This window comes from Streptomyces sp. NPDC054783 (assembly GCF_053611725.1).
On the sequence record NZ_JBSHAY010000018.1, the window covers coordinates 111,963 to 125,171 of the forward strand.

The 13,209-nt window shown below is 71.5% G+C and carries 10 protein-coding genes; 2 read left to right on the forward strand and 8 right to left on the reverse strand.

Annotation, left to right across the window (positions count from 1 at the left end):
- Positions 1–525 precede the first annotated feature (525 nt).
- Complete coding sequence (locus ACWGJ5_RS28350) at positions 526–1,542, reverse strand: DNA-directed RNA polymerase subunit alpha (RefSeq protein ID WP_228617297.1); 1,017 nt, start codon at positions 1,540–1,542, stop codon at positions 526–528.
- Positions 1,543–2,169: 627 nt separating this feature from the next.
- Between ACWGJ5_RS28350 and ACWGJ5_RS28355 the strand changes: the two genes are divergently transcribed.
- Complete coding sequence (locus ACWGJ5_RS28355; protein WP_453312483.1) at positions 2,170–3,354, forward strand: type III polyketide synthase; 1,185 nt, start codon at positions 2,170–2,172, stop codon at positions 3,352–3,354.
- A gap of 165 nt (positions 3,355–3,519) precedes the next feature.
- On the opposite strand, the gene ACWGJ5_RS28360 is transcribed toward ACWGJ5_RS28355, so the two are convergent.
- Positions 3,520–5,691, reverse strand: a complete 2,172-nt coding sequence (locus ACWGJ5_RS28360) for a SpoIIE family protein phosphatase (protein WP_453312484.1) — start codon at positions 5,689–5,691, stop codon at positions 3,520–3,522.
- A gap of 552 nt (positions 5,692–6,243) precedes the next feature.
- Here ACWGJ5_RS28360 and ACWGJ5_RS28365 point away from each other — a divergent pair.
- On the forward strand, positions 6,244–6,924 hold the full coding sequence (locus ACWGJ5_RS28365) for a class I SAM-dependent methyltransferase (RefSeq protein WP_453312485.1): 681 nt from the start codon (positions 6,244–6,246) through the stop codon (positions 6,922–6,924).
- 97 nt (positions 6,925–7,021) lie between these two features.
- Here the strand turns inward: ACWGJ5_RS28365 and ACWGJ5_RS28370 are convergent, their stop codons facing one another.
- The 6 genes from ACWGJ5_RS28370 to ACWGJ5_RS28395 form a co-directional block, all read right to left on the reverse strand.
- Positions 7,022–7,432, reverse strand: a complete 411-nt coding sequence (locus ACWGJ5_RS28370; RefSeq protein WP_453312486.1) for a DUF6917 domain-containing protein — start codon at positions 7,430–7,432, stop codon at positions 7,022–7,024.
- Entirely contained in the window at positions 7,429–8,379 is a 951-nt protein-coding gene (locus ACWGJ5_RS28375) for a Gfo/Idh/MocA family protein (protein ID WP_453312487.1), read from the reverse strand. Before ACWGJ5_RS28375 ends, ACWGJ5_RS28370 begins: the two co-directional genes overlap by 4 nt.
- Positions 8,376–9,602, reverse strand: coding sequence for an Ldh family oxidoreductase (locus ACWGJ5_RS28380; protein ID WP_453312488.1), 1,227 nt, complete (start codon positions 9,600–9,602; stop codon positions 8,376–8,378). The genes ACWGJ5_RS28375 and ACWGJ5_RS28380 overlap by 4 nt, the downstream gene beginning before the upstream one ends.
- Positions 9,603–9,712: 110 nt before the next feature.
- Positions 9,713–11,071 (reverse strand): M20/M25/M40 family metallo-hydrolase, encoded by a 1,359-nt coding sequence (locus ACWGJ5_RS28385; protein WP_453312489.1) that lies wholly within the window; start codon positions 11,069–11,071, stop codon positions 9,713–9,715.
- The gene (locus ACWGJ5_RS28390) at positions 11,064–11,981 is read right to left on the reverse strand and encodes a sugar phosphate isomerase/epimerase family protein (protein WP_453312490.1); all 918 of its coding nucleotides are present in this window, start codon (positions 11,979–11,981) and stop codon (positions 11,064–11,066) included. The genes ACWGJ5_RS28385 and ACWGJ5_RS28390 overlap by 8 nt, the downstream gene beginning before the upstream one ends.
- A complete protein-coding gene (locus tag ACWGJ5_RS28395) occupies positions 11,971–13,026 on the reverse strand; it encodes a hypothetical protein (RefSeq protein ID WP_453312491.1) in 1,056 nt (351 codons plus the stop codon). Before ACWGJ5_RS28395 ends, ACWGJ5_RS28390 begins: the two co-directional genes overlap by 11 nt.
- Between the last annotated feature and the right edge of the window lie 183 nt (positions 13,027–13,209).

Genomic DNA, 13,209 nt, shown 5'->3' on the forward strand with positions numbered 1-13,209 from the left:
GACCGGAGCCGTGGTTCCCTGGGTGGCGAGCGTCCCCAACTCGGCTTCCACCGAGCCGCCTTCACTTCGTCCAGCGGCACCGGGACAGGCGGACCCCACGGTGGAAGGATCTTCGCCGGATTCCCAGCCGGCACCGCCGGAGCCGACGTCATCACGGCGAAGCCCGGTGTCGCCCCCGCCCTGTGCCGGTGCGCAGGGTCAGCCGAGGAAGCTCAGCGGCACCTTGCGGCCGGGGGTGTCGTCCTTGTTGGTGTCCCGTCGAACTCCCCTGAGAGAACCCGTCCCAGTTGGTGCCCCGAGGCTGTCCGATGCTCATTGCCCGGCTGCAGGCCAGCCTTCCCAGCCCGCCGCCGGCCTCAGCCTGACCCACTTCGAAGTGCGCGTCTGCGCTGCGACCCTGATCAGGCTCGGAGGGCTCGGGCATCCGGGTCCCCGCCGGTGGGCCCTCGGGGAGCCGGGTGCGGTCGGCCGGTGCTCATCGCCGGCTCCTCCGCCTCCTGGCTCCCCCACGACCTGGCGCGGCGTTCAGTACTGCTCGGTCTCCATGAAACCGGTGTTGCCGTTGTCGTCCGCATCGAAGGCAGCGGCGGTCGGGTCGAATCCGGGCGGGCTGTCCTTCAGGGCCAGACCCAGGCCGGCCAGCTTCGCCTTGACCTCGTCGATCGACTTCGCACCGAAGTTGCGGATGTCGAGGAGGTCCGCCTCGGAGCGCGCCAGGAGCTCACCCACCGAGTGGACACCCTCACGCTTGAGGCAGTTGTAGGAGCGGACCGTGAGCTCCAACTCCTCGATCGGCAGCGCGAGGTCGGCGGCCAGGGCGGCGTCCGTCGGGGACGGGCCCATGTCGATGCCCTCGGCGTCGATGTTCAGCTCGCGGGCGAGACCGAACAGCTCGACCAGGGTCTTGCCGGCCGACGCCATGGCGTCACGCGGACGCATCGCCTGCTTGGTCTCGACGTCGACGATCAGCTTGTCGAAGTCGGTGCGCTGCTCGACACGCGTGGCCTCGACCTTGTACGTGACCTTCAGAACCGGCGAGTAGATGGAGTCGACCGGGACACGGCCGATCTCCTGGCCCACCTGCTTGTTCTGCACGGCAGAGACGTAACCGCGGCCACGCTCGACCGTCAGCTCCATCTCCAGCTTGCCCTTGCCGTTGAGCGTGGCCAGGACGAGGTCGGGGTTGTGCACCTCGACACCGGCCGGAGGCGCGATGTCGGCGGCGGTGACCAGACCCGGGCCCTGCTTGCGCAGGTACATCACGACCGGCTCGTCCTGCTCCGAGGAGACGACCAGCTGCTTGATGTTGAGGATCAGGTCGGTGACGTCCTCCTTCACGCCCGGCACGGTGGTGAACTCGTGCAGGACACCGTCGATGCGGATGCTGGTGACAGCAGCGCCGGGGATCGACGACAGGAGCGTACGGCGGAGCGAGTTACCGAGGGTGTAGCCGAACCCCGGCTCCAGCGGCTCGATCACGAACCGGGAGCGGAACTCGTCGACGACCTCTTCGGTCAGTGACGGACGCTGAGCGATCAGCACGTGGTATTGCCTCCAGTGTTTGGCGCCCGTTGTGTGACGCCGTGGACACCACGAAGGGTACGGGCGGTTCGGTCGCCAAGGAGGTCGAACCGCCCGAGCCCGTCGGTCTGCCGACCGGTCGGCGGACTCAGCGCATGCCGGAGTGGAGTCCGATGATCAGCCACGCAACTCCGGACGATCTTCGCGCAGACCACCGGCTGAGGCGGCCCGCACCCGGCCCGACGTGTCGCCGACGTGCTTGGACGCCGATCGGCTCAACCAATGACCACACCACTCGGCGGGACGCAATCCGCTGCCGCCCCTCGCATGGCCCGTGCCGCCAGGGGGTCGCCCGGCTCCGGTGGCAGTGACCAGGTAGACGTCCTGGCTGACGGCAAGTCAGGCAAGACCCCGAGAAACCGCTCCGAGGGTCCCTGCTGCCGCAGTGTGTGCCGTTTCACGCATTCCAAGCGCTGCCGAAGTTGTCTGCATCACAGCGGAAATGTCCATTAAACGTCCATGCTCGAAACGGACATCGACGCCCGAAGTGGAGCCTATCGGCAACCTCTTGGGCGCGAAGTTTCAAAGTGACCCATGACACAGCACTCGCGACATTCCCGCTTTTTTCCCCTGGAAAGGTGCCCCATTATGGCCGCTTACCTCTGTCCTCCTGCCGTGATACACGGCGAGCATGCCGTGAAGACCAGCGAGATCGTGGCGGAGGTGCGCGACCGGCATCCGCACGCGGCGTGGGCGCCGCGGATCGACGGCATCGCGGCCAGCACGGGCATCGAGTCCCGCGGGTGGATGCTGCCGCTGGAGGCCGCCGTCGCGCCCGGCAACGGCGGCGGCCTGCGGGGTGTCGGCCTCGGATCGGCCCAAGAGGCGCTGGCCCGCGACGGGTTCACCCAGCAGGACGTGGACCGCGTGATCGCCGCACTTGAGGCGATACCCGGGCCGCAGACCGTCCAGGAGCGCACCGCGCCGGCCTGGGAGGCCGTGCAGTCCTACGGGGAGCGTGCGGCGCGCGGGGCCCTGCAGATCGCCGGGCTGGACGCCGCGGACATCGACTGCCTGATCACCAGTAACTCGACGACCCCGGCGCTGCCGGGTCTGGACATCGCCCTGGCCAACAGGCTTCCGCTGCGCAACGACGTGATGCTGCTGCCGGCCACGCAGTGGGCCTGTATCGCGGGAACCCGCTCCCTGGCGCTGGCGGCGGATCTCGTGGCCGCGGACCCCGACCGGGTGGTCCTGGTCGTGATCGCGGAGGCGCTGAGCACGACCTACCAGCCCGCGGACGACACTCTCGAGTCCCTGATCGTCCGGTTGCTGTTCGCGGACACCGCGGTCGCCGCGGTGGTCACGGGCCGCCCGCGGCGCGAGTCGGTGCTGCGGCTGGACACCGCCTGGCACCACACCCTGCCCGGCACCCAAGACCTGCACCGCCTGGAGACGAGGGCGGACGGCACCCACTTCGTGATGGACCGGCGCGGGCCGCGCGCCGTACAGGAGACGGTCACCGCGATGTGGGAGTGGCTGCGCGTCCGTTACCAGGACGACCCCGACTCCTGGCACCCCGACGTGCTGCTGGCCCACCCCGGCGGGACCCGGGTGCTGGAGTACATGGAGCAGACGATGCCCGACGCGTGGCCGTCGGGGCTGCTGGACTACAGCCGGGACAGCTACACCAGCGGCAACCGCGGAGGCGCCGCCGTGTTCGACATCATGCGGCGGGCACACGACGCCGGGCAGAAGTCGGGCAGCCGCGCCGTCCTGTACGCGGCGGCACCGGGCCTCACCGCCACCGCCCTGGAAGGCGAGTGGCTGTAGTACGAGCCGCCCCACCCGCACCGGCAAACGGGCCGTCCGCATCACCGGTCGCGCCACCGGTACCGCTGCGGACACCGTCCGCACCGTCGGTGGCGCCGGGTGACGCGTACGCCAGTACCCTGGCCGCGCTCCCGTACGCCGGCCGCACCCCGCCCCGCGGCCGCGTCACCTCGCGACTTCCGCCCAGACCACCTTGCCGGTGTCCGTCCACCGCACCCCCCACCGGGTGGTGAGCCTGTGCACGATGTGCAGGCCACGACCGCCGTCGTCGAGCAGGCCGCCCCCGCTCAGACGTGGCCTGCCGTTGCCGGTGTCGCCCACCTCGCACAGCAGGCCGTGACCGGCCCTGATCAGCCGTACCGTGATGGGACCGGTGGCGAAGCGCACCGCGTTCGTGACCAGCTCGCTGACCAGCAGCAACGTGTTGTCCCGGAGGTCATCCTTGGTGCGCCATTGCCCCAGCAGCGCGGAGACCTGCTCCCGGGCACGGGCGGGCGCGTCGTCGCGGGCGGGCAGCCGCCAGGTCGCGGTGTCCCCCTTGCGGTAGCCGATCATCCGCGCGAGCAGCAGGGTCACGTCGTCGCGCTGGTGCACGGGTGCCAGCGCGGAGACGACGTGCCGTGCGGCCTGCTGCAGGGCGTCCCAGGGGTGCACCCTGGACACGGCGTCCGCCAGCCTGCCGATGCCCTCGTCGATCGACACGGCCGGATCCTCCACCAGGCCGTCGGTGTAGAGGGCGAGCAGGGAGCCCGGGGGCGCGGCGAACGTGTGCACGCCGAAGGGCTCCCGCAGCGCGAACTCGGCGCCCAGACCGGGATGGGGGCGGACCGCGAGCGGGCCCGCGCGCCCGTCCGGGGAGACCAGGACCGGGGGGAGGTGGCCTGCGCTGGACAGCGCCACGCGGTGGCTGACCGGGTCGTAGAGGGCGATGCAGCAGGTCGAGCCGAGGGCGCTGTAGCCGGCCGCCAGCCCGGACTCCGCGTCGTCCAGCAGCGTCACGGTCTCGTCCAGGTGCTCCAGCACCTCGTCGGGCGCGAGCCCCGCGGACAGCAGCGCTCGGGCCTCCATGCTCAGCTGGCCCATGGTTGCCGCGGCTCCCAGGCCGTGCCCGACCACGTCACCGACCACCAGCGCGGTACGGCCGTCCGGCAGCGGAAAGCTGTTCACCCAGTCGCCGCCGACGCCCGCGCTGTCCGGTGTGGCGGGCTGGTAGACGCTGGCGATCTCGACGGTGTCGCCGCCGGTCCGCGGCAGCAGCCGGCGCTGCAACGCCAGCACCTGCTTGTGCTCGCGCTGGTGCTGACGGGCCAGGTCGACGTGATGGGCGGTCCTGGCAACCAGTTCCTGCAGGTCGAACAGCTCGCTGTCGCGGAAGGGGCAGCCCGCCCGCCGCCAGACCTCCGCCACGCCCAGCACGACGGGCGGCGCGCCGTCCAGGACCAGCGGTATGCACGCCACACCCGCCGACCGGTCACCGGGCACCAGGGCACGCATCACCCGCGGACCGCCGAGCACCCGCTCGACCGCCTCCCGGTCGGGTATGACGATGGCCTGCGGGGCGTCGTCCCGCCGTACCGCCTGGGCCAGCAGGCGGCTCGCGTCACTGGGAAGATCGTCGCCCGGAATCACGTAGCCCTCGGGCCACGCCCGGTCCGGCACCAGGGCCGCCCGCCGTAGCCGGATGCGTCCCTGCGCCTGCCCGGTGAATCCCTCGCCCGTCCACACGGCGAAGTCGAGGTCGACAGCGGCCACGTCTCCCCAGGCCAGCAGGGACTGCGCCAGCGACTGCGCGGTCTCGCCGATGTCCAGCGAGGTGCCGATCGCGGTCTCGGCGGCGTACAGGTGCAGCCTCCTGGCCATGGCGATCAGGGAGACGGTCAGGCCTTCCTGAGGCGCCGCGGCGGGCAGGATGCTCAGCGAGACCACCAGCTCCGACCCATCGCCGCGCCGCAGGCGCTGGATCCGGGCGACGTGCGCCTCACCGGTCTCCAGGACCTGCCGCAACCGCCGTGTGACCGTCGGTACGTCCCCGGGGGGCAGGAGATCGACGAAGGGGCTCCCTGCCGCGGCGTCCAGACCCGCGAATACGGGGGCGGCCAGATTGCAGCGCGTGATTTTCAGATCCCTGTCCAGGTTGACCACGCCGAGAATCTGATCCTGACCGCCGGCTGCCGGGTTGTCGGGTACGGGTTGGCGGGTGGTGCGGTCCGTGCGGTCGCCCTGCGCGTCGGCAGGACCGGCGGCCGCTGCCGCTCCGCCGCGCGGGATGTAGCGCCCCAGAGCACTGCTGACCAGGTCGAACGGCGAAGAGGACGAGGGGGAGGGTGTGGAGTCCATGCGGCTCTCTCAGCAATCCCCGGCGCAGCGCCGAGGCCGTACTCGGACCCGTGCGACGGGGCCCCGAGATCCCCGACGGCACACCTCATTGAATAACACCGGGGGTCGCTTCGCCCACACCGGCGTATCGCCCGGTGAACGCGGACGGTGACGGACAGTGGGGGAATGTTGCGGCCGGTGGGGCCGTACCCACCTTGCCGGGGGCCGTCGCCCGCCAGGATGCGACGACCGCCGCAGGACCACTGGCCGCCGGCGCCGTCGGCTGTGACGAGGTCCCGGCACATGCTGCTGTGCCGGGCAAGGACGGCCTCCAATCCACGACGGCTTCGCCGACGGGAGTTCGCCGACGGGAGAACGGGTTCGCGGCCTGGGGTTCGAAGGGGATGTAGCCGACTTCGCCGACCAGGATCAGCGGGAGACGACCGGGTCGGGTGAGCTCCTCGCCCAGGCGGCCGGCCCGGTGGGCGTCGGCCCGGCCCGCCCTGCCGGCGGCTGGTGACGCCGGCTCCCCGGTGCCGTGTCCGTACCAGCGCTGACGTCGTTGTTCCTCACATGATCTACATCCCACCCCCCTCCCCGGAAGAGATCGCACAGGAGTGGCGCGGACGCGCCGAGCGCCAAGGCCTGGCACGTGTGATGCGCGCGCAGCAGCCACCCGAGATCGGAGACGCCGTCACTGCCGAGACCCGGCAGACACTCACCCGCCTCCTGAAGCGAGCGGATCACGAACTGCCCGGCGGACTCGGCTCTGTCGTCGAGATCGGATGTGGGATCGGCCGGCTGACCCCGACCCTGGCGATGGCGGCCGAGCGGGTCGCCGCCCTCGACATGACACCGGGCATGCTGGACGCGGCTCGCGGGGCGTGCGCCGGTCTCGGCAACGTCGCCTTCCATCGCTCTCGCGCCCAGGACCTCGGTCCGGAGGACTTCGACCGGCTGGTGGGCCGTCCCGCCGACGTGACGGTGTTCGTGTGGGTACTCATGCACATCCTGGACGACGCCGAACTGGCCGCCCTGTTCCGCACGCTGTCCGTCAGCACTCGCCATCTCGTGCTGATCGAGTATGAGCAGGCCGCGATCCCCGTCGGCAGGTTCTCGCGCTTGCGGCCCCTCGGCCACTTCCTCGACCTCCTGCCGAACGCCCGCGTGATCGAGCGCTGTGACCTCTACTACGGCGGAGACCGCTCCTTCGCCGTTCTCCTCGACACCGGCCTCACCGGCGGCCCGGCCTGACGAGGAGTCGGGCAGGCCGGCCCACACGGGCCTGTGGTGCGGTGCCGCTGCCGTCCGCGCTCCGGTACGGACGGCAGGGGCCGGACGTCCCTGGCCCTCAGGGAGCGGCGCTGTGGAACCGGATCTCCATCTCCGGCGCGAGCGAGAGGTCATGGCCCGTCACCGGTCGCGGTGTGGAGATGAGGATGTTGTAGTGGTTGGGGAAGTGGCAGGCATCGAAGCCGAGAACGGTGCCGAGTGGGCGGCCCGCGGCGAAGACCGCGTCGCCGCGGTCGAGGACGCCGGCGCAGGCGAGTTCGACGAAGCCGAGAAAGCCCACCCGATCGACGCGGGCCCCGGCCGCCGTGTCCGCGTGGTCGGTGGTGACCAGTTCATGGACTTCACCGCGGCGGACACACCGGCTGGCGAAAGGCTCCAGGGACATTCCGCGCCTGTCGAGCCGATGGGTGAGGATCTTCACCAGGTGGCCGTGCACGACGCGCTTGGCGCCGTCCTCCCGGGGGTTCATACGCGCATCTCCTCTCGGTCGTGGTTCGCTCTCCGGTAGCAGGCGGCGACCAGTTCGGCGACGGCCAGACCGTCCGGTGCGGGTCCAGTGAGCCTGCCCGTCGTCAAGTGCACGAAGTCGCGGAGCACGCCGACGTACTCGTGCCACAGCGAACCCTTGAACTCCGTGTGTCCGGCGAGCATGTCGGCTGTGTCGGTCCGGCCATCGGCCAGCCCGACCTCGATCGTCTTGCACTCACCGGGGTAGGCCCAGTCGAGTTCGACCTGGGCGAGTGCGCCTGACGCGGGGGCCTCCAGGCGGATCCGCGCGGCGCGGTCGACGCCTCGCGCGTCCCGCTGGAGTTCGACGTCGAGCACGCGCATGTCCTCGCCGAGGAGGAGCCGGAGAAGATCGAAGGCGTTCGGCCCGTTGTCGGCGAGGCAGCCGCCACCGCAGCGGGCGGGGTCCAGGTACCAGCTGTCGCGTCCGGCGTGCTCCTCGATCATCTCCTTGTACCGCACCGTCAGCGACGTGATCGGTATGTCCTTCGGCAGCCGGCTCAGCAGGGCGCGGACCGGGGCGTTGTAGCGCCGGTGGAAGGAGGTGAACAAGGGCAGGCCGCGCTCGCGTGCGTACTGGGTGAGACGCCTGGCGCCCTGCGGGCTCGTCGCCAGTGGCTTCTCCACGCACACCGCGCGTCCCGCAGCGAGGGCGTCGTGGCAGACCGTGACGTGCGCATCGTTGGGCACGTTGACGACGACGGCGTCCACGTCGGGCGTTCCCAGGAGTTGGCGGTGGCCGCTGTACCGCTCGATGTGTGGGGGAAGTCCCGCGAACGTACCGGTGTCACGGTCGCAGACGGCGACGAGTTCCGCGTCCGGGGAGCGGTCGAGGGCGGCGAGGTAGAAGCGGGAGATCACGCCGAGGCCGACGATGCCGACGCGCAGCGGCGGTCGAGGGTGTGTCACGCCGGACCTCCGTATGCTTCGGCCGTGGGAAAGGGGACCTTCACCTCGCGTGCAGCGTCGAGCAGTTCACGATGGAGGGCGGTCGTGAGCGGAACACCGCCCGCGAGCCGTTCCCGGGAACGCCGCTGCTCCCACCAGCCGGGGTAGGTCACCGGTTCGTCGGCCCGCAGCGGCGGGCAGCCGAGAAGCGCGCCGAACATGCCGGTGGCCGAATCGAGGAAGTCGGCCTCGGGACGCAGTCGGCCGGGGGCCACGGCCAGCGCCAGGTGGCCGACGTCGTCGTCACGCTGCGGCGAGGTGTCGTGGCAGGGGCCGAGCCCCGCCCCCGGGAGCAGGGCCGAGAGCACTTCCACGAGGAGGCCCAGGCCGTAGCCCTTGTAGCCCCCTGTCAACGGGTCGCCGCCCAGCCAGCGCAGGCCGGCCTCACCGCGGTCGTAGGCTCCGGGGTCGGTGACCGGCACCCCGTCGCCGTCCTCCAGCCAGCCCTCGGGGATGCGTTCGCCGGCGCGAGCGGCTGCCCGGATACGGCCGGTGGGCACGACGGTCGTGCTCATGTCCAGGATGAACGGCGGGTGATCGCCGGCCGGCGCCGCCAGGGCGAGTGGGTTGGTGCCGAGCATGGGGGCCGCCGTGCCGAGCGGCGGGGCGAGGCGCTGCCGTCCGCAGTTGGCGGTGACCAGGCCGATCATGCCGTGCTCGACGGCGCGGAGCGCGTGGTATCCGGCGCAGCCGAAGTGGGTGCCGCCGCGCACGGAGACCAAGCCGATGCCGTAGGTACGTGCTCGCTCGACCGCCAGGTCCATCGCTTCGGTCGCCGTCCACAGGCCCAGCGCGCGCCGCGCGTCGACCAGTACGGCGGCGCCGGTGTCGGCAAGGGTCTCGGGTTCGGCGCCCGGATCGCAGCGGCCGCTGTCCAGGAGGGGGAGATAGAGACGGGCGAGGTTGGTGACGCCGTGCGTGGTGAAGCCGGTGAGGTCGCCGTGGCACAGCGCGTGGGCGGCTTGCCGGGCGCGGTGCGCGGGCAGCCCCCGGGCACGGAAGACGCCGGCGACGAACTCCAGCAGGCCGCTGTACGGGACACGGACGTCACCTTCGCGCTGGATCGGTGACGGGCTCAGGGACGGTGAGGCGAAGCGGTGCGCGGGCTCCTGCCTCGCTGTCGTGGGTGCCTCCTCCGTGGGTGCGGGGGCGTCGCCGGCCGGGTGTGGCGTCGGTGCGCACATACGGGTTCCCGGGTGGGGCATCGTCAAGGCGTCGTGCCTTTCCATGTGGGGGGACGGGATCTGTTGGTCCATCGGGGCCCGAAGAGGTGAACCTCTGGCCGGTCCGGGCGTCACCCCCGGAGGTGTCTGTCGGCGGCTGCCTGCTCGGGCACCTGCGGATCGGACGCCGCACGCGTGAACGCGATCAGGACATCGGCCACTTCGGCGGCGTATCGGTCCAGTTCGACGCGGGTGGCGTATTCGCCGTCGGCGTGCGCTCGGTTGGTGTCCAGGCTGCCGGGTCCGAGAACGGCGGTGTAGGTGTCGGGCACGTCGTTCATCCACAGGGCGTCGCAGGTGAAGGCGGGCTCGCCTGCGGGCCACCGGGCCAGCCCGCAGCGCTGTTCCAGCAGTTGCTCGGCCCAAGTGGCGTCGCCTTCGGGTCCGTTCAGCGCGGGCAGTCCCCGTTTGAGCCAGTGCACGGAGGTGACGGCGTCCGCGTCGTCCGCGGTCCTGGCCAAGGACGGATGTCCTCGCACGCTCTCCCGGAAAGCGGCCAGCCCTTCGCGCAGGGCCTCCCCCAGCGCCGCCTCGGCGGCTCGCCCGGAATCCCGGTCGCCGTAGGCGATGTTGAGCAGCAGACGCCCGCTTCCATAGACCTTGTTGTGCCGGTCTCCGGTGTGCAGGCCGGCCACGCACACCCGCGCGCCGCGGGCCCGCGCCGGCAGGGTCGTCGCCAGGTGGTGGCTGAGGAAGCCCAGCAGGACGGTGGCGTTGTGGCCGGCTTCCGGGTGGTCGTCGATCGCGTCGTCGCCCCGCACCCGCAGGCAGGCGGTCATGGCGGCCGTGGCACGCGGCAGGTACCGGTGCCCGGTCGGCTCGCAGAAGATGTTGAGCCGACCGGTCAGGCCCTGCTCGACGAGGACCCGCGTGCCGAAGGTGCCCATCGCTCCGCCCTCTTCGCCCGCCACCGCCTGGACGAGCACACCGGTGCGGGAGCCCAGCGCCGGTTCCGCCGCCCGCGCCGCCCGGATACCGGCCAGCACGGCGACCGCCGGGCCCTTGGCATCGATGGCACCTCGGCCGCTGAAGCGCACGCCGTCGTAGGAGGGGGGCCACCAGCCGCCGACCGTGTCGAGGTGGACGTTGAACATCACGGTGTTGCTGCGGGGGAGCCGCGACGGCCCGAGGCGCAGCGCGAGACTGGGCTGGCAGGCCAGGAAGGCGGGGTCCGCGGCGGCCTCCTGGACGAGTGCGGGGACGTCGTCCCGGTGCAGCTCGCTCGCCGGAGGTGCGGCGTGCCGGACGACCGTCATACCGAACTCCGCCGCCGCGGCCGCGTACAGGTCCCCGGCCTCCCACAGCCGTACGGCCCGGGTGTCGCCGCCGGTCTCCAGCGGGCCGGCGGTGGGGGTGGCGAGGAGCCGCAGCAGCAGCGCACGGTCGGCTGCGGTGAGCCGCGCTCCGGGAGTGGGGGCGTCCTCAGCCACGTTCGCCTCCCTGCCGGGAGGGCATGATGCGAGGCAGGACGTCCTGCGCCACCAGGCGTTCCAGTTCGCGTCCGTAGGCGACGAAGGCCGCGGCGCCACTGTCGCCTCGGGTGTCCGCGCCGTCGTGCGGACGCAGGTGGGTGTGCGGCTCGATCGACCAGGTGCCGGTCCAGCCGCGCCGCAGCAGCGCGGCCAGGCATGCCTGCAACTGGGAGCGGCCCTGTCCGGGGAGGGTGTAGACCACCTGGCCGGCGGGCGTGAGCACGGCGTCCTTGACGTGCACGTGGTCGACGTGGTCGATGACCGCTTCGAGAAGGGGCGCGGAGTCGTAGCCGTACGGCACGCCGTTGCCGATGTCGAACAGCAGCCGCAGCGCCGGACTGCCGACCCGCTCCAGCAGTTCCAGCATCCGCTCGGCGCTCGTGCCGGCCCAGCCGGCGCAGTTCTCGTGCAGCAGGACCAGGCCGGCGTCCTCGGCCCGCTGGGCCAGCGCGGTCATCCGTCGGTGGACGCGCCGGCCCCACTCCGCCTCGGTCAGCCCGTCGTTGGGGTACGACATGACCCGCACGTAGCGGGTGCCGAGGACGGCGCAGCGGTGGGCCAGGATCCGCAGTTCGTCGACGTCGTCCTCGAACGGACCGGTGACGGGACGGCTCCAGTTGGCGATCCGTGAGTCGACGCAGACGACATCCGTGCCACCGGCGGCGAGTTGTTCGGTGAGGGCGCCGAATGCGCGGTGGTCCAGGTCGGCGAGGGAGCAGCCGTCGACGCTACGCAACTCGATCGCGTTCCAGCCCAGTTCGCGCACCGCGGCGAGCTGATCGGCCAGGCCGGATGCGGCCTCGTCGCCGATGCCGGCGTAGCGGACGCCGGGAGGCGGGGCGCAGGCCGGACGGGTGTCAGCCGACATGACGTGTCGCCTCCTGTCGGCGTGAATCGGGACGGGGATCGCCGTCGGGCGGGTCACCGAGGGCGAGGCGCCGGGCGTCATCGAGGAGTTCGACGGTGCGTACGTGCACACGGAGCCCCTCGGCGGCCTCGGCTGCCGCGCCGACCGCATCCTCGGCGAAGCGGCGGTACGCATGGGTCAGGCACCGGCTCAGCGCATCGTCCTGGAACCGTTCCCGTACTCTGCGGCCGCCGCGCGACAGGTCGAGCTGGGCGACGTCGTCGTCCTGGGCGACGGGATAGTGGCCGACGAGTCGCATGCCGGTCGTTGTTTCGACGGTGATGCGGCGTCGGCGCACCGGTGAGGTGAGATCGCAGCGGATCCGGCTGCGCACGCCGCAGCGGTGGCGGAGGGTCAGCGTGGCGCCACCCATGTGCCGTACGACCTCGTCGCCCCACCGCAGGTCCGTACAGGACGCCGTACGGACCTCGGCGTCCCCCAGAAGCCGGAGCACCACGCCCAGCGCGTGCGGGATCTCCACCTCGAAGGCGTTGGTGTGGCTGCCGCTGGTCAGCGAACGGCGGAAGCGGGACTTGTCCTGTGTGACGTTGACCGAACGGACGTCCCCCACGTCGCCGATGAGGGCAGCGAGCCGTTCGGTGAGCGCGCTGTGCAGCCACGGGGAGACGACATGGATGTGCAGGCCATGGCGGTCTACGACATCGAGGACATGGCTCAGCTCCGTGCGGTCCGCGACGAGGGGCTTCTCCACGACGAACCGCCGGTAGCCGAGGGTCGCGGCCTCCTCCAGCAGTGTGACCCGCACGGCGGGCGGGGTGCACAGGTGCACGACGGTGACGGCGGGGTCGAGGTGACGGCGGGCATGGTGCAGGGAGTCGACGACCTCGAGTCCGTCCATGGCCGTCGGCGGCCGGGGCCCCGGGTCGACGCCCACCACCGGATGGTCGGCGAAGAGCCCGGTGTGCACGGCTCGCGCCCTTCTGAGCACCGGCAGGTGCAGTCCCGTCCCGGCGCGTCCCAGCCCGATGAGTAATGTGCGCAGCACGCTCCGTGCCACCCCCTTCTCGTCGGCCTGCCGAGCAGGCCATAAACATGTCGCCAACGTAATCGATACCTGAACTCTGCCCACTTTCTCTAACATTTCTCCGCTCCGGAGAAACATCGATTACCGCTGATATCCATCGGACGCAAATGACACGGGTCGACCCGCTGACGGCGATGTCCAGCC